The 23,784-nt window shown below is 34.9% G+C and carries 18 protein-coding genes and 1 tRNA gene; 10 read left to right on the forward strand and 9 right to left on the reverse strand.

Annotation, left to right across the window (positions count from 1 at the left end; genetic code table 11):
* Positions 1–13: 13 nt before the first annotated feature.
* The 4 genes from GTR01_RS02330 to GTR01_RS02345 all read right to left on the reverse strand — a co-directional run bounded on the left by GTR01_RS02330 (position 14) and on the right by GTR01_RS02345 (position 5,640).
* Positions 14–3,469, reverse strand: coding sequence for a DUF6443 domain-containing protein (locus GTR01_RS02330; RefSeq protein WP_160136258.1), 3,456 nt, complete (start codon positions 3,467–3,469; stop codon positions 14–16).
* 336 nt (positions 3,470–3,805) lie between these two features.
* A complete protein-coding gene (locus GTR01_RS02335) occupies positions 3,806–4,255 on the reverse strand; it encodes a hypothetical protein (RefSeq protein ID WP_160136259.1) in 450 nt (149 codons plus the stop codon).
* 16 nt (positions 4,256–4,271) lie between these two features.
* Positions 4,272–5,261 carry a hypothetical protein gene (locus tag GTR01_RS24480; protein ID WP_185155084.1) on the reverse strand — a complete coding sequence of 330 codons (990 nt, stop codon included), beginning with the start codon at positions 5,259–5,261 and terminating at the stop codon, positions 4,272–4,274.
* Positions 5,262–5,265: 4 nt separating this feature from the next.
* Positions 5,266–5,640, reverse strand: coding sequence for a hypothetical protein (locus GTR01_RS02345; protein WP_160136260.1), 375 nt, complete (start codon positions 5,638–5,640; stop codon positions 5,266–5,268).
* 306 nt (positions 5,641–5,946) lie between these two features.
* On the opposite strand from GTR01_RS02345, the gene GTR01_RS02350 reads away from it, so the two are divergent.
* The 5 genes from GTR01_RS02350 to GTR01_RS02370 all read left to right on the forward strand — a co-directional run bounded on the left by GTR01_RS02350 (position 5,947) and on the right by GTR01_RS02370 (position 10,206).
* Entirely contained in the window at positions 5,947–6,747 is an 801-nt protein-coding gene (locus GTR01_RS02350; RefSeq protein WP_160136261.1) for an AraC family transcriptional regulator, read from the forward strand.
* A gap of 84 nt (positions 6,748–6,831) precedes the next feature.
* Positions 6,832–7,326: a hypothetical protein gene (locus GTR01_RS02355; protein WP_160136262.1), complete on the forward strand. Its 495-nt coding sequence runs from the start codon at positions 6,832–6,834 to the stop codon at positions 7,324–7,326.
* The gene (locus GTR01_RS02360) at positions 7,316–7,750 is read left to right on the forward strand and encodes a DoxX family protein (RefSeq protein ID WP_160136263.1); all 435 of its coding nucleotides are present in this window, start codon (positions 7,316–7,318) and stop codon (positions 7,748–7,750) included. The genes GTR01_RS02355 and GTR01_RS02360 overlap by 11 nt, the downstream gene beginning before the upstream one ends.
* A 37-nt stretch (positions 7,751–7,787) precedes the next feature.
* On the forward strand, positions 7,788–8,855 hold the full coding sequence (gene chrA, locus GTR01_RS02365) for a chromate efflux transporter (RefSeq protein ID WP_410492565.1): 1,068 nt from the start codon (positions 7,788–7,790) through the stop codon (positions 8,853–8,855).
* Positions 8,856–9,675: 820 nt separating this feature from the next.
* A complete protein-coding gene (locus GTR01_RS02370) occupies positions 9,676–10,206 on the forward strand; it encodes an antirestriction protein ArdA (RefSeq protein ID WP_160136265.1) in 531 nt (176 codons plus the stop codon).
* 144 nt (positions 10,207–10,350) lie between these two features.
* Here the strand turns inward: GTR01_RS02370 and GTR01_RS02375 are convergent.
* Positions 10,351–10,424: transfer RNA gene (locus GTR01_RS02375), tRNA-Gln, on the reverse strand.
* Between the two features lie 259 nt (positions 10,425–10,683).
* On the opposite strand from GTR01_RS02375, the gene der reads away from it, so the two are divergent.
* Entirely contained in the window at positions 10,684–11,994 is a 1,311-nt protein-coding gene (gene der, locus GTR01_RS02380; RefSeq protein WP_160136266.1) for a ribosome biogenesis GTPase Der, read from the forward strand.
* Between the two features lie 116 nt (positions 11,995–12,110).
* On the opposite strand, the gene GTR01_RS02385 is transcribed toward der, so the two are convergent.
* Both GTR01_RS02385 and GTR01_RS02390 read right to left on the reverse strand, forming a co-directional pair.
* Positions 12,111–12,593: a GNAT family N-acetyltransferase gene (locus tag GTR01_RS02385; RefSeq protein WP_160136267.1), complete on the reverse strand. Its 483-nt coding sequence runs from the start codon at positions 12,591–12,593 to the stop codon at positions 12,111–12,113.
* A 129-nt stretch (positions 12,594–12,722) separates the two neighbouring features.
* Positions 12,723–16,643, reverse strand: a complete 3,921-nt coding sequence (locus tag GTR01_RS02390) for a Pls/PosA family non-ribosomal peptide synthetase (protein WP_160136268.1) — start codon at positions 16,641–16,643, stop codon at positions 12,723–12,725.
* Between the two features lie 140 nt (positions 16,644–16,783).
* Between GTR01_RS02390 and upp the strand changes: the two genes are divergently transcribed.
* A complete protein-coding gene (upp, locus tag GTR01_RS02395) occupies positions 16,784–17,434 on the forward strand; it encodes a uracil phosphoribosyltransferase (protein ID WP_160136269.1) in 651 nt (216 codons plus the stop codon).
* Between the two features lie 156 nt (positions 17,435–17,590).
* On the opposite strand, the gene GTR01_RS02400 is transcribed toward upp, so the two are convergent.
* A complete protein-coding gene (locus tag GTR01_RS02400) occupies positions 17,591–18,244 on the reverse strand; it encodes a ComF family protein (protein ID WP_160136270.1) in 654 nt (217 codons plus the stop codon).
* A 72-nt stretch (positions 18,245–18,316) separates the two neighbouring features.
* Positions 18,317–19,789 carry a helix-turn-helix domain-containing protein gene (locus tag GTR01_RS02405; protein WP_160136271.1) on the reverse strand — a complete coding sequence of 491 codons (1,473 nt, stop codon included), beginning with the start codon at positions 19,787–19,789 and terminating at the stop codon, positions 18,317–18,319.
* A gap of 126 nt (positions 19,790–19,915) precedes the next feature.
* Between GTR01_RS02405 and aceB the strand changes: the two genes are divergently transcribed.
* The 3 genes from aceB to GTR01_RS02420 all read left to right on the forward strand — a co-directional run bounded on the left by aceB (position 19,916) and on the right by GTR01_RS02420 (position 23,657).
* Positions 19,916–21,490 (forward strand): malate synthase A, encoded by a 1,575-nt coding sequence (aceB, locus tag GTR01_RS02410; protein WP_160136272.1) that lies wholly within the window; start codon positions 19,916–19,918, stop codon positions 21,488–21,490.
* 111 nt (positions 21,491–21,601) lie between these two features.
* A complete protein-coding gene (gene aceA / locus GTR01_RS02415) occupies positions 21,602–22,882 on the forward strand; it encodes an isocitrate lyase (RefSeq protein ID WP_160136273.1) in 1,281 nt (426 codons plus the stop codon).
* A 217-nt stretch (positions 22,883–23,099) separates the two neighbouring features.
* A complete protein-coding gene (locus GTR01_RS02420; protein ID WP_160136274.1) occupies positions 23,100–23,657 on the forward strand; it encodes an OmpH family outer membrane protein in 558 nt (185 codons plus the stop codon).
* Positions 23,658–23,784 lie beyond the last annotated feature (127 nt).

Below are 23,784 nucleotides of genomic sequence, written 5' to 3' on the forward strand. Positions count from 1 at the left end.
ACTATAATTATGTTTACGGAGATACTTTTCCAGCACTTCCAACTGTATTATTAATTGGATTGTAAGGCTTAAACTCAGGTCTAACTCCTGTAGCTCCTTCGATGTCATCTAATGCCTTTCTTTCTCTTGAGATAGGTTTACCTTTTTGGGTCTGTTTTCCTACTTGGATTTGTTTTACTTCACCTGTAGTTGGGTTTGTGCCCTCTACATCTACGAATCTTTTTGTTTTGGTGCCATCAGGTGTTCTAACCATTACTTCTTTTTTAATGCTCGTAAACCCTGCATCTTTTAATTCTTCTTCTGCTTCTTTTACTGCTGCCTTATGTGCTGGACCTCCCGTTTTACCATAAGGATTAGGAACTTTACCTATAGTGGTTTCAGCAATCGTACTGACTTCACTTTCTGCTTTAAAAACTCCTTTTATAGCATTCCATGCTCTACCAAAGAAGCCAATTTTTGCAAGACCAGTGACTACAACCTCTTCAATTGCCATTTCAGGTAAGGCTGAGTAAACAGTAATAATTGCTGGTTCTAAAATAGAGTTTCTCGTTTCATTGAATAGTTGATAGTTTTTGCTATCTCTGTAATTGGTAACCCCATCCAATTCAGTCATATACTTAACATTGGGGTCTTTGCTGTCCATGTCAAAACTTGTCATTTCCAGCCCTTCCAACTCTCTACCTAAACCAATTTTATTTTCCTGAAATGCAAAAGGTGAGTTATACGTGTACTTTTCAGCCAAAGGGTCAATATTGAAAAATCTTCCTAACTCTGGAATATTATTTCTCCATTTAAAAGAACTCCATCCTGTTTCCTTTTGTCTTTCCTGACCTTGAAAACCGTAAGTATAGCTTTGCAACTGGGTAAAAGTTCCGTTATAGCCCTGATATTCCAGCCCAAAAGGATAATAATTTGTCTCCCTATCAATGGTTGCTGTGTTGTTTGAATTGTAATAAGCTAATCTTACATTTCCCCAAATATCGGAATAATTATAAACATATCTTTTCTTTTGGTAGTCATAATATCCCTCACTTGTTGGAAAAAATTGTAAATTGTTAAAGCCACTTTGTCCGAAATACTGGAAACCATCGAGATAATCAGTGTTTTCAGTTAAAACAACTCCACTTCTTGGGTTTAAGTAACTGTATGCTTTTTTCAGTTTTATACCATCTGCACGGTACGAAAATAGTATATCATTACTAAATGATGTTCCTTGTTGAAAAGTAACCTTATTAGGGAGATTCAAAAAGTTGTATGAAATATTACTTATTCCTTTGTCAACATGATTTATCATGTTTCCGTTAAGGTCATAGGCAATTGTATTGCCACCATTCGGATAGCCTAAATTATTACTACTGTTATCAATGACATTAAGAAGTTGATTTCCTTTGTAGGAGCTGTAAACCAAATCATCAATCAACATTGCATTATTGTTGTACGATTGGTATCGTTTCAGAGTTTGGATATTCCCATTCTCATCATAAGTCAAAAATTCTCCGTAGCCATTGGTTACTGGAACAGTTGCCAATGGTTCAAGGTATGAAGCATCTGTAAGCCTGTCTAACTTGTCATACTTGTAACCGTATCTTCTCAAAGTGTTTCCATTGGCTGTTTTCCAGTCAAACTCTGAGATACTGCCATTGTATTTTGCTGGTGCAACAGATGATGAAACAGGATTATCATATTTTAATTCAAATCCAAACAACTTGTTATTAAAGCTGGATTGGTTGTTAGGATTGTTAATTGAAGTTAACCAACCTCTGATATTGTATGTATAATCAATAGATTGTAGAGGTGTTCCTGTGGTGTTTCCAGTCTTTTTATTGATTTGTTGCCCAATCTCATTATAGGAATTTTCAGCCAGTAATTCCTCCTGTAAATTATCTACTTGGTGATATTGCTTTAAGACCCTGTTTTGATTGTCATATACAAATCTCTCTTTTACCTTAACTTCGGTATCACTAGATGTTTTTTTGTGATAGATATAGCTTTCCTCAACCAATCCTGTAAAATCTAATTTAAACTCTTTATTGGTATAGCCTCCTAAATGATTAAGAGTCTTTAATGCTACAGGTCTTGCTCTACTGTCATAGTATGTATAAGTTTTAGTCCAATTGTCATCATCAATGTTCTTTACATAACTGGCTACTTGAAGGCTGTTTGTTGAAGCATGGTTATTTGCGTCCAATGTTTGAGGTAAAGTGTATTGACCTAAAACTGTTGTTGGGATTGCTGGGGCTTCTAGTGGGTAGGTATCATAATAATTTAATGTTAAAACGGTCATGCTTCCAGTTGGAAAAGCCTGTTTATCATAATAAATGTCAATCCCTTGCAAATTGAAAGGGGTTCTGCTTCTCCTTTCATTGTTTCCAGCATTGGCAGACATATTATTCAATGCACTTTGCATTGCCTGTCTTGTAGCTGTGTTAGCAAAGAATCCTGTATAAACTACTCTGCCAAACTCATCGTATTTGGTGAAAAGCCAACCTTTAGTATTGAAATTGTTATTTACTGTTCTTAAAACTGCATCCTGTGCTAAAACTGGTCTATCCTGTTTATCATAAACTGTGTATTGCCATCCTTTGCCAGGTATTTTCTTTTCAACTTCTCTATTTCTCCCATCGTATCGGTATTGATAGCATAAATCATCTAAAATAGCCTGTGTTACAACGTTTCCATTGCTTTTAATCTGCTTGACAGCCTTAGGTGGAATTACGAATGCTTTATGATTGTATTCATTGTAGACATAATAGGTGTCAATGTCTTGTGTACCATCGGTATTGCGAATTAGTAATATTTGACCTCTACCGTTTTTAAACTGAATGACTGGATTTCCATCTTCATCAGTTACAGTTGTTTTATAGAGTGTTGCAGGTTTAAAATACCCATTGTTTTCCGCTGTAATGGTTAATGTGGAAATAGTGTTTGTAACATTATTAACTGTGTTTATGGTTGTGTTTGTAACAAATCCTAAAACCTCATTTGCATTGTTAGCCTCATACTTAATTTTTTCAGTATGACCTGAATTCATTTTCCACGAATCACCAGCCTGAGCAAGTTGTAAAACTCGGTCTAGTGGTGAGTTTTCAAGCTCTTTTTCTGCATAAGCATTTGATACACCATAATAAGAGTTTGCTGTACTTTCATTTGTTACACCTGAATGTATTGCAGAGTTTAGGGTACTTAATGGAGTGGGTAAAATTTCTTTTGTTCTTCTCCCGAATCCATCATAAGTGATTGGAGTAACTAAGTCTTTTCCTGTTGTTGTTTCTTTAACATTTACAATCTGTTTAGGTCTTCCTAAGCCATCGTAATATGTTACTACCTCAGACTTTTTGGTACAATCATCATTTAGGCATTTAGTAACCTGCACATAGTTTTCATTTGAGGTGGGTGTTTGTGCGTAGGTAAACGCAGTTACAAGCATTCCGAATAATGCGAGTAAATTTCGTGATAAATTTTTTCTCATAATTACTTGTGAATTTTTTACATATTAATTTTATTTGGGCGACAATTTAAAAAAAATCATTGGTTCAACGTATAGGTATTTTCCCCATATTTTGAATTAATATCTTTCTTTTTTGCAAAGCTATATCTGTGGGGCGACAAAACTTGACGTATCTTTTTTTCTCCAAATTTTCCCGATTAGAATAGTTAGATTAGTTTGAGTAGGATATAAGTAAGATAATATTTGTAGTATGTATTGGTACTATCTTGCAGATTCTTTGTTAACCTTTCTTTTCATCGGTGTTTGCAGAGATAAAACATAAGCCCCAACCTATAAGGTCAAGGCTCTGTTTTTTTACTACATTTTTACCAAATCAAACCAAGTTCCGTTACTGTTATCTTTCCACTGAATCTGAGTTGCTGAAACTTTTCTGAACTCAAAACTTTGTGTTGTGGTTGTGATGTTGTATTTTACAGTAAAGTTATACTGTGTACTGTTGTTAACTGTTTCGTCAACACTTCCACCGTTAGGACTTGATTTGATTGTTCCTGTCATGCTCTGTTCGCTTACACCTGTTACGAGTAAGATAAAATCATCTGCTGTAAACTTATACAGCTTATTTGAAGTTGTCCCATTTGTTACACCCCATGTTCCCTGAATCCACGTGGGAGGGTGAAAATATTGAGTTGTTGCAGGGTTTGTTTGCTGTGTGTTGTTATCATCATCATCATTGTTGCTCGAGCAATTTACGGTTACTAATGATAATGTAGCGGTTAGCGATAATGCTAGGAATAATTGTTTTTTCATAATTGAAATTTTGATGTTAATTATAGTTTTGGTTATTTCTTTTCTGTTCCTCAACCCACATTTCATGCTCCATCTGTAGCTGTCGGGCTTGTTCGTGTTCTTCGGGTGTAATGCTTTTCCATTCTCTGATAATCTGTTCCTGTTCTTCTTTGGTCAAAGTTTTTGGAGTAGGTTTTTGATTAGATAAAGTTGTATTGCGGATTTTAGATATTCTTTCTTTTTCCTGACTTGCTTCTGCATAGCTGTCAAATCTCATCATATATCTTTCAAGAATGTTTTTGTCAAACAGATAGGCATTGCATTTAGCCTGTGTATCGTCTAAAATCATGTATTCCTCATCCATGCTAATAGTGTAAGGTGTATTAAATATTCCTGTTACAATTACAGATTCTTTCCCGAAATATTTGTCTTTTACCTTGAAGACTACAAATGAGTGTTTTACGGCTGTTTCGGGCGTGTTTTGAGGGATTGGTGCGTTTGAGTTGTTTAAGGTTGTTTTTACTGTGTCTATGGCTGTTTTAGGGATTTCAATTGGCTCTTGTTTGGTCTTGTCACAACTCATGCCTAAAATTGGTAGTATCAGAATCAAAACCTTTAGACGGTATCTTTTAAAAAACAGTGCGATGAGTGTGTATGCTAACCAAAATAGTAGGAGATATTTGTAATCGCTAAAAACAGATTTTGTGTATAACACGCCTTTATTAGAGTAGCTCTTGAACTCAGAATCATACAGTAGCTCACTACACATCATGCCGTTTGTAGGTAAATCTATCTTTGTTCCGAATGGCGTAGTCTGATACAATGCACCAACAGGCGTTGTACGGGTGTCGTATGTTCCGCTCAAAACAACCTTATGTCCGTAATCTATTGTGGGATTGCTAAGATTCGGGATATATGAAAATGTACTGAAATGTTGGACTGCAAAAACCGTTACGAATGCTAATACAAAACCTATAAGCACTGATTTAGGGATGTTGCTGTCAACCTGAATAGTTTTCTTTTCCATCGGGTTATTGGTTTTTTAGGTTTGCAATCATTTCTAAAAATATCTCAAAGTAATCCGAGTTTTTCATAAAAGTTTCTCGGGATATGTTGTAGATATTTTGACGATACATCTCGTAATGGCTTTCTGTACCGTATTTGTGGTCGGCATAAGCTGCGTTAATACAAACTTGTCTCAGGCTGTTTTCGTCATATACTTGTGATATGACTAGTGGCAATACCTCTCTGCCATCTTTGAGTGTGATTTTGTCTAGTCCGTAACCTTTGAGTTCACGGTATTTGTTTAGATAATCTGTTTTAGAAAGATTGTTGCAATCAAATTTTTCCTGTGAGAATACTGTTATACCCACGAACAGCAGGAGAGAAATAAAGACTTTTTTCATAGTGATTTATTGCATCACTCAGTCCCAAAGTGAAAGGTTATTAATGCAAAAAGCGTGGGACTACACTCAATTTGCTAACAGAGGTTCTGACAAAACCTTATACCACAAACAAGTAATAGCCCGCACGCCATAGCACGGGCATCAAACTGTTTATTCTGTGGTATGTTGAAACTGTCAGATTTCTGTTAACAGAATAAAAGCAGACGCTTTATATTTTTTTCGTTAAAATTCTAACCGCAAATATATAAATTTTGCTGTTGTTGATTAAAAAAGTTTTGTATTTTGTAAGTTAAAAGAATTTGTGTTTTGAAAAAATCCATAATTGTAAACGACAAAATTGAGAAAACTGAATTGATAAAAGTTTCACCTTTTCGAAAAGAAGTTCGAAAAACTACACCGCACAAGCATAATAATTATTTAGAGATTATTTGTTTGCTTGAAGGAAAAGGTACACATACCATTGATTACGTTCAATATCCAATAAAAGTACCCACTGTTTTCTTTGTGCGCAAAGAGCAGGTGCATCACTGGGATATAGAAACTCTACCAGAAGGTTATGTATTGTTATTGAAAAAAGTGTTTGTAGAACAATCAATGGATAACGAACTTAAAAATCTTCTCGCCAGGTCAAGTGCCTTAAATTGCTTGCATTTGCAGGAAAAGGATACAGTTGAAATTCTCTTTCAGCTACTTATTTTTGAAAAAGATTATACCGTCATCGAAGGAATATTAAAGGCATTATTAGCTAAAATAATTAATAGTGCTCAACCAGTCTCAATGAGTGTAAAAAAGAACAATGATATTATGTTGTTGTTTCGGGAATTGCTTAATAATACAGAGGATTTAAAAAATAATGTTGCCTATTATGCTGAGAAATTAAATACAACACCTCAAAACTTAAATTCTATTTCAAGAAAAACATTAAATCTTTCTGCTTCGAAAATAATAGCGGAACATATCATTGGAGAGGCAAAAAGATTACTAATTTATACAGAGAATAGCATATCTGAGATTGCGTATTTACTTAACTTTAATGATGCTTCTCACTTTGTAAAATATTTCAAACGTCATACAACATTTACACCGCAAGCATTTCGTAACAATTAAAAAAAAACATATTATTTTCAAATATACCATATAATATTAAAAGTGTTGTAGCAATTTTGTATTTACAGATAAACATTATATGCTATGAAATACTTATTTATTATCCCGATTATATTGATATTATTTGCTTGTAATCCATCAAATAATAATTCACAGGCTCTACAAAGCCAATTAGACAGCCTAAATCTAAAATTAGATAATAGCTATAGACCAGGATTTGGTGAATTTATGAGCAATATACAGGTTCATCACAATAAACTTTGGTTTGCAGGTATCAATCAAAACTGGAAGCTTGCAGATTTTGAAATAGGTGAAATTCAGGAAAATATAGAAGGTATTAAAGATTATTGTAGAAACCGTCCTGAAACAAAGTCTTTACCAATGATAAATCCTGCATTGGATAATCTCAGAAAAGCTATTGAACAACAAAGTAGCAAAGCTTTTAAAGAAGAATATATCAATCTAACGAATACTTGTAATACTTGTCATCAGGTAACCAAACATGAGTTTAACGTAATTATAATACCATCTACACCTCCATATAGTAATCAAGACTTTAAATTACACAATGAAAACTAGTATTATCAAAACAAAGGAGCTACCATTGTTAATTCCCAGAATGATAGTTGGGCTTACATTTCTTTCAGAAGGAATACAAAAGTTTATTACGCCCGAAACGGTTGGTTCAGGTCGTTTTGTTAAAATTGGATTTCAAAACCCTGAATTTTGGGCTACAATGGTTGGCGCAGTAGAAATTGTATGTGGTATTTTATTACTTCTAGGTTTATTGTCCAGATTGGCTTCAATATTTTTGCTGATTATTATGGTAGTAGCATTTATTTCTACAAAAGTTCCCATCCTTACTGAAAAAGGATTTTGGAGTTTTGCCCACGAATATAGAACTGATTTTGCAATGACATCATTATTAATAATGCTCTTTTATTTTGGTAGTGGTAATTATTCGATTGATAAATATATAATAAATAGTGGAAAAAAGTCGTAATCTGAAAGATATAGCTCAGCTTTTTCTGAAATTGGGAATGACAGCATTTGGCGGACCAGCTGCTCATATTGCTATGATGCAACAGGAGGTGGTCGTGAAAAAAAAGTGGATAAGCGAACAACATTTTTTGGACTTATTAGGAGCCACTAACCTTATACCTGGTCCTAACAGTACGGAAATGGCTATCCACATCGGTTATGACAGAGGAGGATGGAAAGGCTTAATAATTGCAGGGTTATGTTTCATCCTGCCTGCTGTTTTTATTACTTTAATATTTGCGGTACTGTATCATAATTATGGACAGTTACCTGAAATACAACCTTTTATCTATGGTATAAAACCAGCTATTATTGCAGTTATTATAGGAGCTGTCTATCCATTGGCAAAAAAATCGATAAAATCATTATTTTTAGGTCTAATAGGACTTGCGGTACTGATAGCTTCTCTATTGGGTACTAACGAAATTTATTTAATGTTTGGAGCGGGTTTATTGGCTTATTTGCTATATTCTATTAAGAATAATACGATTCAAAATTTTATACCCTTTGCTTATATTAAAATCTCACAAATATCTTTTTGGGATGCAACCAATATTAAATTGTTTTTGATATTTCTTAAAATTGGTGCAATCCTTTATGGTAGTGGGTATGTGCTTTTTGCTTTTTTAGATACGGAATTAGTACAAACAGGTTTTTTAACAAGAAAACAACTTATTGATGCAATTGCGGTGGGACAATTTACACCTGGTCCTGTTTTTTCATCAGTCACTTTTATAGGGTATCAAATTAACGGATTATACGGTGCAATTGTTTCAACAATAGCAATATTCTTTCCTTCATTTGTCTTTGTAGCATTTCTCAATCCATTAGTAAAAAAAATGCGCAACTCAAAGGGTTTGTCGGTATTTCTTGATGCAGTAAATGTAGCCTCTGTAGCCATTATATTATCTGTTTGTCTTGTAATGGGCAAGGAAAGTATTGTTGACTGGCGAACCATTTTAATTGCAATTATAAGTGGCATCATTGTTTTTAAATTTAAAAAAATCAATACTGCGTTCGTTGTTGCTGGAGGTGCGTTATTGGGATTTGTACTATTTCAAATTTAATTAAGTTGATTAATATTCGTTTTATTTATTATTTAGAATTAATTTTTCATTCAAGAGTAGATGGTAAACCCTTTCGCTAGTTTGAGTTTAAAATCAGTTGATGTAAATAAAAAAATATGAGCTTTGTCAATATATATCTACCTATTTACCCCAAAACCAACTACACAATCTTACCAAACAATCTCTGTAAAGAATTATAAACATAGGTGTTTTCAGGGTTTCTGTAAGATATTACCAATATATACTAATATTTATCTACTAATTTATCTCACTCTAACACACTTTTATTAATCCTAAATCAATATTTCGGAAAACTGTGGTAAACGGTTTGTGATAATCTACGTGGAGTAGTGGCTTTACCTGCGGAGTTTGGGGGAAAGTGTACAATACTTGGGTTACTATTTACACCACCCGTCAAATTTTCATGTAAAAACGTCCCCCCTGTCCCCAATCTCAAAATTTTGAATATGTATCGGGTGTGTACCTACTATGACGGTTTGGGTGTGGGATGTCAGGCTTTTTTCGTAGTGTCCCCTATGCTTGGATTTTGTTTTTCTCAAACTGTTTTTATTTTTCCTGCGCTCGGAGTGGTTAAAAAGATTTTAACTAGTCTTGTAAATTGTTGATATTTTGAGTAAAAAACGTCTGAAAAGCTGGTAGTTATCGTATTTTTTGCGTATCTTTACTCTGTACTTTACTACTAAAACTAGCCTTATACTCACGTGTACAAGGTTTGCATATAAAACAAAAAAATGCCTAGAAGTGCTCGAACACAACTAGGCTACATCAATAAATTTTAACGTATCTAAAACTTATCAACATGACAAATTTACAAAATTGTCTGCGAAATTGTGCTATCTACTGTGGCACTTATGCGAAGTACAACAATTCAAGTATTTACGGCAAATGGTTTAATCTTAGCGAATACGGAAGCTATGACGAGCTACTGGAAGCAATGCACGAACTACACGAAGACGAACAAGACCCTGAATTTATGTTTCAGGATTATGAGGGTTGCGAACTGTTTGAAAAATTAGGATTGATAGGAGAAAGTTTTTTATCTCCCGAAATTTACGACATTGCCGAGCAAATAAATGAATCAGAGTATGATATTGAAGTTTTTGAAGCTGTTTTGAGCAACTTTTTAGATATGGATTTTCAAAGTGCTTATGAGTATGCAAATAATTTTTACTATGGTGAGTTTGCAAATGATATTGAGTTCGTGGAATATCTATATGAAAATGATATACCGTTCAATCTCCCGAGTTTTGTAGTAATAGATTGGGAAGCTACGGCAAGAAACATCATGTATGATTATTTTGAATCGAACGGACATTATTTCCGTAGCTAAAATACAATCAGATTCAAATAGATTCAATTGGATTCACTCCGAGCATTTTTTATCAAAAGTATGACTAAAAAAGTGACCAAACGCCAAAAAGTGACCAAAAATAAAATGCAACTTGCTGTAAATTAGCGAGTTGCATTTATTAAGTGGTAGACTCACAGGGATTCGAACCCCAGATGACTGAACCAAAATCAGTAGTGTTACCGCTACACCATGAGTCTGTTTTGATGCTGCAAAATTAGAAAAATTATTTGAACTACAAAAACCAAAATTAAAAATTTAATAACATAATTGAGTGGTAATGGGCTTATCCGTTGATAGCCAAATAATTATTTTTTACGAAAAATTTTCAAAATGATGAAGATTTTTAATACTAAATAATAAAATCTTATCTTTGCAAAAAAATTGGGCTCCAAAAGTTGGAGTAACCCATTAATAACTTATCCTTAGCGTAGCAAAAAGGATTATTAAACATTTTTTATGTCAAATATTGTCGCAATCGTTGGCCGTCCCAACGTAGGAAAATCCACGCTTTTTAACCGTTTATTAGAGAGAAGAGAGGCTATTGTAGATTCTACAGCCGGTGTAACCAGAGACCGTCATTATGGGAAATCTGACTGGAATGGAGTAGACTTTACAGTAATTGATACCGGAGGATATGATGTAGGTACTGATGATATCTTTGAAGAAGAAATCCGTAAGCAGGTACAATTAGCAGTAGATGAAGCTACTTCTATTATCTTCATGATGAACGTAGAAGAAGGACTTACAGATACTGATCACGAAATTTACAGATTACTTAGAAGATCAAACAAACCTATCTATATTGTAATTAATAAAGTAGATTCATCGAAAGAAGAACTTCCTGCAACAGAATTCTACCAATTAGGAATCGATAAATACTACACTCTTTCTTCTGCTACAGGTTCTGGAACAGGAGATTTATTGGATGATATCGTAAAGGACTTCCCGACTACAGAATATAAAGATCCTTTCGAAGGACTTCCTAAAATCACGATCGCAGGTCGTCCGAACGTAGGAAAGTCTACAATGACCAATGCTTTATTGGATGTTGAAAGAAATATTGTAACTGATATTGCAGGAACTACAAGAGATAGTATCCAAACTTTATATAACAAATTCGGACACGAGTTTGTATTAGTAGATACAGCCGGGATGAGAAGAAAGTCTAAAGTAAATGAAGACTTAGAATTTTATTCCGTAATGAGATCCATCCGTTCTATTGAATATTCTGATGTGGTAATCATCATGGTAGATGCTACCCAAGGATGGGAGTCTCAGGATATGAATATCTTCGGATTAGCACAGAAAAACAGAAAAGGAATTGTAATCCTTGTTAACAAATGGGATTTGATCGAAGACAAGCAGACGAATACAATGCGTGATTTCGAAAAATCAATCAAAGATAAAATCGGTCAGTTCCAGGATATTCCAATTCTATTCGTATCAGCTTTAACGAAGCAAAGAATTCTGAAAGCTGTAGATATGGCTATGGAGGTTTATGAAGACCGTAAAAAGAAGATTAAAACTTCAAAATTGAATGAAGTAATGCTTCCTATTTTCGAACAGACACCACCGCCGGCATTGAAAGGAAAATATATTAAAATTAAATATTGCGTTCAGCTTCCTACACCATCACCGCAGTTTGTATTCTTCTGTAACCTGCCACAGTATGTGAAGGAACCTTATAAAAGATTTACTGAAAATCAGCTTAGAAAAGAATTCGGATTTACCGGAGTTCCAATTGAAGTATATTTCAGACAAAAATAAAAGAACAATGTTCATAAAAAAATCTGGTAAGACAACTTACCAGATTTTTTATTTTAAACAAATTCTTATGTATAAATGATCAGAATGTCTTTATCATAGAGGAGAAATTTCTGCTTTTATAACCATTTTTCATATACTAACCTTGCAGGGCGATAACCTTGTGAAGCCAGCCAACGTTGCATAGTATCATTGTTACATAAGGTAAAACGATATATTTTTCGGATGTTATAATCAGAATATGCTTCTTCAAATGCTTTATTAAGAGCTGAGTATATGCCTTGTTTTCTATATTCTTTTTTTACATATCCTTCAGATACATAGAGGTCGTCAGCGTCTCCGAGTTCAAAATTACTATCATCTTTTTCATCAATATATCCAAACAAGAAGCCTATAGCTCTTCCATCTACTTCTGCAATAAGAAAAGTGCCATCATTTTCTTCCTCACATTCTGCCATAAACCGGAGGTAGTTGTCACGGATATGGTTCCAGTCTGCTGTTTTATCATTCATTTCTTTTTCAGAAATATGCAGCTCACCTACCAACTCATCTACAATAGGTAGATTTTCTGTGATCTTTATTTTTTTAATAGAATAATTCATAATGGTGTTTTTGTTTTTATAGAGAGGGGAGGCAGGAAGAGGGAAGCTATTGTATTTAAAAAATCAATAAAATGATCAATATAAATTCTAATGCGTAAGATAACTTCCATCTTCAGACTTCCATCTTAATTATTTTCCTCTTAATGGGCTTCCGTACCATGAAGTATTATCAGAAAGAACTTCTCCTTTCATCACGAGGGAAAGAGGGTCAATATTAACATTGTTTCCAATTTCCGTATCATATAAAATAATCGTTCTGGAATTAATCGTAGTCTGGCTTCCAATTTTTACACTTCCTACCTTCATGATTCTGTCTTCAAAAAGATGGGTTTGAGGGCCACAGTCTTCATTCAGCATAGATTCATCACCGATGGATACCATGTCGAACTCTGTAATGTCAGTCGTATTAAGCCATACTTTTTTACCGATTTTTACGCCTAGAAAACGCATAAAGAAAGGCAGCCACCATGTGCCACGAAGGAAATCAAGGAAGAATTGTACCGGAAGAGCTTCGTATATTGTGGTTATTCCTTCACTTAGCCATACTTTCAGACTGTACATGGGCATTTCGGTTTTCTTATATTTTCCTATAAATATCCATTTTAATAATGCTGTAAAGAAGAAAGAAGGTAGAGCAACTATTCCCAGATAATAAAACGGAGCAAGTAATAATAGATATACTATTTTCCCTTCAAGATAAGTACTAGTATAAGCAATAAATAAAACACTGCATATAATAATAACGGTTTGTGGAAGAATGATTCTGATTCCTTCTACAATTGCTCTTGCTAATTTCAGACTAAAAGGTGGATTGTAGGTAAGATTATCCTGAAATACATCCGATTTCTGTCTTGAAGGTAGACCTATTGGCGGAGAGCCGAACCAGTCTCTTTCAGAAGAGTTTTTAAGTTGATCTTCAGAAGGCGCTTTGCTCAATACACCAATCAGCATATTGTCACCCAATTCATATCCTTGTGGAATAAGTCCGCTGTTTCCTACAAAACTGTTATTTCCAATGGTTGTTTTGGATAAAATTAATTTTTCATTTCTCACATCATGTTCTCCAAGAATAACGGCATCAGCAATAAAAGAGCCTTCACCAATTTCCAAAAGATGGTGTGAAACATCGCTGGCTGTTGATATTTCAGCATTTTTCCCCACTTTTGCACCCATCATTCTATAAAATTTACTGATATAGATTGAAGCAAAAAGCGGATGCACAATAATAAGCGATAGATTAAAGATCTGATCCTTGATCCATTTTCTGTAATAGGTAAAACTGTATACAGGATAGATTCCCGGTTTCATTTTATATTGTAAGATTCTTGTAAGAATGCTTACTACTGCTATAAACAGTAAAATATACACAGTGGAAAGTATAGGAGCCTGCCATAGATAATAAAAACTATAGTCAGAGGAACGGTCATCCAGATAATACAGGGTATACAACGTTGGTGCTAGTGGCAAAACGATCAGAAGTGGAAAGAAAAATAAAGAACACGAATAAAGCAATGCATATCTGTTTCTCTTGGCAGCTGATGATAGTTTTGGAATTTCAACTTCTTCTCCTGTTTTTACTCTTATCTTTTCAGCGGGACTGCCATTCCATACTTCACCGAACCCAATTTTTCCACCTTCATTCAAGCAGCTTAAATCCTGAAGCTCACCAAACTCTTCAATTACTGTATCTCCACATACGATTACGGAAGATCCCAGATAAGAATGAGCTTTGATATGAACTTTTCGGATTCTTAGAATACCATTTTCAACAGAAGCATTATCAATGCTGCAGCCTGAGCTGGTATTTACATTTTCATCAATGGTAACAAGATCCTCTGCAGCAATAGGCAATAAACTGAGCTGCGCACTTGGATGCACTTTTACACCAAGTAATCTTAAATATTTAGGATATAAAGGGGTTTCCACAATAAATTCAGAAGGCATCAGTCTTTTGATGGTTTTCCATAGCCACCATCTGAAATAATACCAGCTCCAAAGCGGGTAATCTCCTTCCTTGATTTTGCCAATCACTAACCATTTGGTCAAAACAATAATGAGTGAGTATACTGGCGGAATTAAAGTATACAATAAAAATGCACTCAATAAGGCATAATGTAACCCATAGCCATTAAGCTGAAAATAATAATAACTTAAATAGGGAAAGAATATTTGAATACTCAATAAGGCAAACACTACCAGAAGGCTTATGGTTTGAGCAATATTACAAGCGATATACTGTAATGTTGAAACCCTGTGGAAAGGTTCATGATGTGATGCTTTTTGGCTTTGCTTATTTTTAAGACATTCTGAATAGGCAGATAAGGGACGATTTTCATAAATCTCCTTCAATGAAGCGGTTGGAATTCCTGCTTTTTGACGTAAATGGGATACCAGTGTCGCAGCAAGGAGAGAATGTCCGCCAAGATCTGTAAAAAAATCTTGATTCAAATTAATTTCTTTTCCCGGAAAGACCCATTTTAGAGTCTGTAATAATCTTTCTTCTACAGGAGCTTCAGAATCAATCTTTATATCTTCATTCTTTTCATGAACAGTAAAGCTTTCCGGGATAGGAAGGCGTTTTCTGTCAATCTTACCACTTGGCATCCTTGGCATTTCCTTCATCTGAACAATGGAAATAGGAACCATATAGGGAGCCAGAAATTTAGCCAGCTCTTTTCTCATTTTATTTTCATCAAATGAGGTGTCGTTGCTCATAACAGCATACCCAACAAGCTGTCCCTGTCCGTTGGAGTCCTCTTTTACCGCTACAGCAGCTGAAGAGACATCCTGAAGTTGATTCAGGCGTGTTTCTATTTCTCCAAGTTCAATTCTATAACCTCGAAGTTTAATTTGATCATCTATCCTCCCTTGAAAATCAATGAACCCATCTTCTCTGATGACAACAGCGTCACCTGTTTTATAGATTTTATCTCCTGGAAGCTCAGGAAAAGGATTAGATAGAAATTTTTGCTCAGTGAGTTCCGGAAGATTAAAATATCCATTACTTACCCCCGGCCCGGAAATAATCATTTCACCACGTTCTCCTCGGGGAACGATATTCATATTTTCATCAACTACAGCGATATGATAATTGGGAAGAGGTGGGCCAATAGTGAGCTCATCCTGAATCGTCAGCTTAACCATGTTGGAGGAAACAGTAGTTTCTGTAGGGCCATAGCTATTAATAAAAATTCTGTAAGGCTTTGCCCATTTTTCCTGAACTTGTTGAGTACAGGCTTCTCCACCTGTATTAATAAACCGTATGTTGGGAACTTCATCAATAATAGCCAAAATACTAGGCACAGCATGAAGTACCGTGATTTTATTTTCTGTTAAAACCTGGCTGAGTTCATCAATAGCTTTTACAGTAGTAGCATCGGCGATCCAAATGGTAGCTCCGGCAAAAAGACTGATCCATACTTCTTCGCACCACATATCAAAAGAAACCGAGAACCCTTGATAGACAATATCTGTGTCTTTTATTCCTAGAAAATCTTGTTCAGAACGGATCAGATGGCATATATTTCGGTGGGAAATAGGAATTCCCTTAGGATTTCCTGTACTTCCTGAAGTAAATAATACATAAGCCCAGTTATCCGGATCTGGAATGTTATTAGGAGCAGGAACGATTCCTTGAGGTTGGGCTGGAATTGCTGATGGCGCACAGTGGATATGAGCATCTGTATCAGAAAAATAAGTTTTAACATTGATATCAGTAAAAACTTTCTTAATTCTGTCTTCCGGCATTTCCCTGTCTAAAGGAATGTAAGAGGCACCGGCTTTTAAAATTCCAAGTATGGCAACAGGAAGTTCAAGGCTTCTGGGATACCAGACTCCTACACGATCACCAGGCTGTATGCCCTGGCTTTGTAATTGTGCAGCGACAGTATTACTCCAGCTGTCTAATTCAGCATAGGAGATTTTTTTATCTTTAAATATAAAGGCCGTTTTGTCTTTATATTTTTCAAAGGTAGGAACTAATAATTCAGGCAGAGTTTCATCTTTTATAAACTCCGGACTGATTTTACCTAAAATCAGGCTTTTCATCATTAAAAAATATCATATATGTGTTGGGAAAATTACATAAATATAGTGTATTTCCACTCATGTTCAATCTGCAAATTCGTTTTTTAGTTGTAATTTTGCTGCAATTAATGTTTACTAACTCTAATTAAAAACCTAAAATCTTCATGCTTACTATTTTATCGCAAAATTTTTCCCTTGTTAATGAATGGATTAATGAACTTCGAAACGTTGAAGTTCAGCATGACCGAATGAGATTCCGAAGAAATATGGAACGAATCGGAGAAATTGCGGCCTTTGAAATCAGCAAAGGACTGGAAGTAAGAGATGTTGAAATCCAAACTCCTTTAGATACCATCAAAAGCAGAGAAATTGCTGTACAGCCAGTGATTACAACTATTTTAAGAGCAGGTGTGCCATTATTTGAAGGAATTCTTAATTATCTTGACAGAGCAGACTGCGGTTTCGTTGCGGCTTACAGAAAGCACGATGCCAACGATTATTTCTCCATCAAACAGGATTATCTTACTTGCCCTAATATTGAAGGAAGACCTCTTATCGTAGCAGATCCTATGTTAGCAACCGGAGCTTCACTCATAGAAGCAATCAAAGATTTGCTTACTAATGGAAACCCAACCCAGCTTCACATCGTAGCAGCGATTGCTTCAAGACAAGGGGTAGAAACCGTTCAGAATGCATATCCTGATGCTCATATCTGGGTAGGAGCTATTGATGAAGATTTAACATCAAAAGGATACATCACTCCAGGATTAGGTGATGCCGGAGATCTAAGCTACGGAGAAAAATTGCAAAGATAATTTTAAGAAAAATTCCAGAAATCTTTTATTAAGTTCAAACATAATTTGGTCGTACAAATCCTCTTGGGTAAAGTACGGCCAATTTTGTATGGAGTGGTGCCTTAAAAAAGTGTTTTTAATTTTGTCAATAAGCTCACTCACAACAATGACTGTCTTTTAAACATCCATAGCCATCACCAGTATGCTCACCTTATTATTACCAATATTTAAAATTTCCCAGGCAATAGATGAAACAGTAGTTCCTGTTGTAAAAACATCATCAATCAATAGAATGTGTTTTCCTGTAATGGGTTGGGTCACAGAAAATGTATGAATGGTTTTGAGCCGATGTTGTTTATCCTTTAAAGCTTGGGCTTTGGAATAGTGATTTCTTTTAATCAAATGATGATCAAATGGTATTTCGTAGTGTTTTGAAAGCGTTTCTGTAAACAAATGAAGTTGATTGTATCCTCTTGCTCTCAATTTTTTAGGGTGTAAAGGAACACTTACCAAAAGATCTGGTCGCTGGTCTTTAAAATCCAGTCGTTCAGTAGTCCAGTTGGCAAGAATTTTTCCTGTTATTTCTCTGTTTTTGTATTTTAATTCATGAATGATTTTTCGGCTTAAACTTTCTTTTTCAAATTGTATGAGTGCATAGGTATTCTCAACGGGGAAAAGAGTTTTGCACTTTTCTTTAACCGGGTTGCTTTCGAAATAATCATAATGTGTAAAATGAATTTGATTAAAGCATACATCACAAACCAAAAGATCTGCTTCAATGATTCTGTTGCAATGAAGGCATCGGTTGGGAAAGAGCAAGTCTAATATCATAAGTGTGTTTTTACTAAGATATGAAATAGTTTTCAGTCTCTATTTCAAACACTCAGACACTCAGGTTTCAATTTAAAAATCCTTTCTGATTTTCTCAATAGCATTTTTCATGCTTAGATTAAAATGTTCCTTTTCCAATCGTACCGGTGGAGCCTGTCTTACCTCACAATCCGGGATGCTGCAGGATTCACAGGTTACCCCTACATTAATGGTTTTTAGCGAAGGTGATTTTATAAAACCAATTTTTTTGATCGTTTGTGTATTGAGCAAGATTCCCAAGCAATAACTTCTATTGCTGCCGTCAGAAAAAGGATTTTTTTGAGAGGTAGAAATCACAAGATAGCTTATTCCCTGATCTTTGTAATGAGAGATTTGGGCATCTGTAAGCGTTTCATTTTCCTTTAAATGATGGAGGTTTTTTACAGCGATCCACCTTCTGCAATAATGTTCATTGGTGGCGTTCGCGTGAGGAGCCTGTTGATGATTAAGGTGAAGTTCTTTAAGTATTTGAATTTTTTCTGAACCTTTCTTTTTAACCAGACATAAATAGAATAAGTCTTTAATACCCATTTCAGCAGAAAGAATATTGGTTAATCGATAATAAAAAGTTTCAGGTGAGTTTGTGAAACTATTGATAAGAGCCGCAAACTTCTCGGGCTCCCATGCATTTTGTTGAAAAAACTCAGACGCTTTTTCAATAGCGTGTTCCTTTGAAATTAATAAAGCTCCTGCAAAATAAGAAGCATAGAAATTATTCAGAATTTCTTCAAAACTTCCAAAATCAAGCCATGAATAAGTGGTAGGACGAACTTTCAGTTCCAGAACATTAAATCCTATTTCTTTGGCAAGAATAAATGTCTTTTGATCCTTTTCGAGCTTTTTATTCAGAAGTAATAATTTCTTTTCAGGAATAAACAGAGAACGGAGATTGTCTAATGCTCCATATTTTTCAAAATCCTCCGACTGAATCGTATAACTGAAGGTTTCTGTAAGAATATTTTCCAGAATATCAGATTTTAAGTTTTTATCAATCTGAAGATGATTTTCTTCCGTGAATAGGCTTACTTTTTCTTCAATTTCCGGGAAATAATTGTCATACAATTCCTGGAATGATCTTAAAACAGCAAAATAGAACCTTTCCTTCCCAAGGTTATAATTCTGAGAAATTTCTATCAACGCATTAATAAAGGCGGTTACTTTTCTGGGGGCATCACTAATAATACTGATGAGGTTATTCTTGTTGATCCCAAATAATTCCAAAGGAACTTCCTTAAAAAAATCAGATTGTAAGATTTCATTAAAAGGAGCAAGACTTTTATCCAGTTTTGTGGAAACAAGGTCATCGAAAGTACAGCTTAAAGCTTCAGAAAGCTGAATGATTTTGTCATGTTTCGGATATTTCTTTCCATTTTCAATCTCGTTGAGGTAAGATTTTGATAATCCGGTTTTTATAGCAAGATCCTGCAAAGACCAATTTTTCTTTTGCCTCTGTTGTTTCAGTTTTAGCCCGAAAACCGTTTTGATAAAGTCACTTTCTGGATTCATTACTCAAATATAAATAATTAGATGCGATTATTCGCATAATAATTTTTAAATAAATTTAGCGAACGTTCGCTATTTGTGAAAATTTTTGTTTATGTTTGTAACATCAAGTCACAAAATCAATATGTTATGGAAACCAAGACTCAATTAAAAATAACGGCTCAGAAGCAGTTTGAAGAAATTTTCACTCCAGATTTGATCGATTTTTTAATCGCATTGCATCAGAATTTCAATCATAAGAGAGTAGCACTGTTGGAAGAAAGGAAAAAAACGCAGAAAGAATTTGATCAAGGTATACTTCCAAAATTTCTAAAAGAAACAGAAGATATCAGAAATGGAAATTGGGTTTGCGCACCTTTGCCTGATGATTTATTAGATAGAAGAGTAGAGATTACAGGGCCTGTTGATCGTAAAATGATCATTAATGCTTTAAATTCCGGAGCATTTACCTTCATGGCGGATTTTGAAGACAGCAGTGCACCAACTTGGCAAAATTGTATGGAGGGACAGATTAATCTTTCTGATGCAATTAGCCGAAACATAGATTTTGTCAACGAAGCAGGAAAAGCTTATCAGCTAAATGAAAAGACCGCTGTACTATTAGTACGCCCAAGAGGATTGCATCTTCCAGAAAAACATATTAAGATCAATGATGAAGAAGCATCAGGATCACTTACGGATTTTGGAATTTACTTTTTCCGAAATGTAAAGAATCTTTTGGAGAAGGGAAGTGGCCCGTACTTTTATCTTCCAAAATTAGAACATTATAAAGAAGCAAGATGGTGGAATGAGGTATTTGTTTTTGCTCAAGATTATCTTGGAATTCCACAAGGTACAATTAAAGCAACCGTTTTAATTGAAACCATTACAGCTTCATTCCAGATTGATGAAATTTTATATGAACTAAAAGAACACAGTTCAGGACTGAATTGTGGAAGATGGGATTATATTTTTTCTTACATCAAAAAATTCAGAAACCTTCCGGAATTTATTGTTCCCGATAGAGATCAGGTAACTATGACTTCCCCTTTTATGAGTGCTTATTCAAAAAGAGTGATCGAAGGTTGCCACAAAAGAAATGTTCATGCCATGGGCGGAATGGCAGCACAAATTCCGGTGAAAAATGACGATGAAGCCAATAATATCGCTTTTGAAAAAGTAAAAAGTGATAAAGAAAGAGAAGTGAAAAACGGACATGATGGAACATGGGTAGCACATCCTGCATTAGTTTCAGTAGCCAAAGATGTTTTTGATCATTATATGCCTTCCAAAAACCAGATCGATAAGAAATTTGAATACAATATTCAGGAGAGTGATCTGCTGGAAATTCCGAAAGGTGAAATCACAGAGAAAGGTGTGAGAAAAAATATCAATGTGGGAATTCTGTATCTTGAAAGTTGGTTGATGGGAATAGGTGCAGCAGCTATTTATAATCTAATGGAAGATGCTGCTACTGCAGAAATTTCAAGAACACAAATCTGGCAATGGCTAAAGAATGAAGCTGTATTAAGTGATGATAGAACATTAACCCGAAATATGATTCTTCAATGGGAATCTGAAGAAATGGATAATATTGAAAAATATGTTGGTGAAGCCCGTTTTAAAAATGGAAAATTTAACCTTGCCAAAAATCTTTTCAATGAACTGATATTCTCAGAAAATTTTGAAGAATTTTTAACCCTAAAAGCATATCCTTTTATTTAATTTGAGCAGTGCAGAGTGTTTTAGAGTTTGAATTTTATATCCATTTAATCGCTCTAATTCTCGTATCCTGCATCTCGAACCCCATATCTCAACAAACAAAATCCAAATATTATGAAAACAAGACAAGAACAAATCCAGGCTCTAGAGCAAGATTGGTTAACAAACCCACGTTGGAACGGTGTAAAAAGACCTTACACAGCAGAAGAAGTGTTAAAACTTCGAGGTTCTTATAAAATTGATTACACCATTGCAACAGAAATGTCTAAAAAATTCTGGGATAAACTTAATACCCAAGATTATGTAGCAGGATTGGGAGCCTTAACGGGTAACCAGGCTGTTCAGGAGGTCGATGCAGGATTGGAAGCGATCTATCTTTCAGGATGGCAGGTAGCAGCAGATGCCAACTTATCTGGAGAAATGTATCCGGATCAGTCTTTATACCCGGCGAACTCAGTGCCTTCTGTAGTGAAGAAAATCAACAATGCTTTATTAAGAGCAGATCAGGTGCAATCTGTAAGTGGTAATGGAGAGAAAGAATATCTTGTGCCTATTATTGCAGATGCTGAAGCCGGTTTTGGAGGAAACCTGAATGCATTTGAGCTTATGAAGCAGATGATCGAAGCAGGAGCTGCCGGTGTACACTTTGAAGATCAGCTTTCTTCTGCTAAAAAGTGTGGCCATTTAGGCGGAAAAGTATTAGTTCCTACTCAGGAAGCTATTAATAAATTAATTGCGGCTCGTTTGGCGGCAGATGTATTGGGAGTTCCAAGTCTTATTATTGCGAGAACAGATGCTGATGCAGCAGACTTATTAACTTCAGATATTGATGACAGAGACAAAAAGTTTGTAACAGGAGAAAGAACATCCGAAGGATTCTACGTCGTAAAGAATGGAGTAGAGCAAGGGATAGACCGTGGTTTATCTTATGCACCTTACGCAGATCTGATCTGGATGGAAACCTCAAACCCAGATTTAGAGCAGGCTAAAAGATTTGCAGATGGGATTCATGCACAGTTTCCTGGAAAAATGCTGGCTTATAACTGCTCACCTTCATTCAATTGGGCTGCTAAACTGAGTGTTGAAGAAATGTCTACTTTCCGTGAAGAGCTTGCAAAAATGGGGTATAAGTTCCAATTTATCACATTAGCAGGATTCCATGCATTGAATACAGCGATGTTTGAGTTGGCTTTAGCTTATAAAGAAAGAGGAATGGCAGGATATTCAGAACTTCAGGAACGTGAGTTTGCTTTACAGCAAAAAGGATTCCGTGCTGTAAAACATCAGTCTTTCGTAGGAACAGGGTATTTTGATGAAGTTCAGAATATTGTTACCAACGGATCTTCAGCTACCGTAGCGATGAAAGATTCTACAGAAACAGCACAGTTTCACTAATAGTCAGTTTTTTGCATTATACATATTTTCGAAGTCCTCCCCGGTTTTTGGGGAGGACTTTATTTTTTATAGATAATATTTTGAATGATTTGATTGGCTTTTAACAATGTTTATGGCTTCTTTAGGCAGAAAAAAAGAGAATCGTTGTAAATGAAAAATTATATTATATTTGGACACTGAAAAAAAGTAAAATTTTCGAAAAGTATATATTATTATAATGAAACTAATTAAATTATTTTTTATTGCAGCAGGATTAACTTTAACTGCGAATGTTGCTAATGCTCAACAGAAGATCGGGAATATAAACACTGATGAAGTTTTCAATAGCTTACCTGAACTAAAAGCTGCTGGAGAAACAGTTAATAGTCTGACAAAAACGAAGCAGGCTGAAATTGATAAAATTATCAATGAATATCAAACTAAGCTTAAAACAGCGCAGGATAAAGAAAAGACTTTAACGGAAGCGAACAGAGCTGCTTTGACTAAAGAATTGGAAGCTGCACAAGCAGAATTAGATATTTTAGCTAAGAAAATAGAAGATACAAGAGCACAAGCGGCTAAGGAAATTTCTACTAAACAAAGTGAATTGTATGCTCCATTACAACAAAAAGTAAAAACTGCTATTGCAGCAGTGGCTAAAGAAAAAAGCCTAAACTATGTATTTGATATTTCAGCAAGAGGTTCCAATCTTGTATATACAGAGGGTGGAGAAGATATTACCGATCAGGTAAAAGTAAAATTAGGTGCTTCTGGAACAGCTAAGCCTAAAAAATAATTTCAATCTATTGAATATCATAAACGGAATCAGATCAATCTGATTCCGTTTTGTTTTTTATAAATAGCTATTTTGTTCCAAAAGTATTGAACAACTTTTTTTTAAATCATACATTTGAGTAAATATT

The organism is Chryseobacterium sp. c4a, from assembly GCF_009900745.1.
Lineage (GTDB): Bacteria > Bacteroidota > Bacteroidia > Flavobacteriales > Weeksellaceae > Chryseobacterium.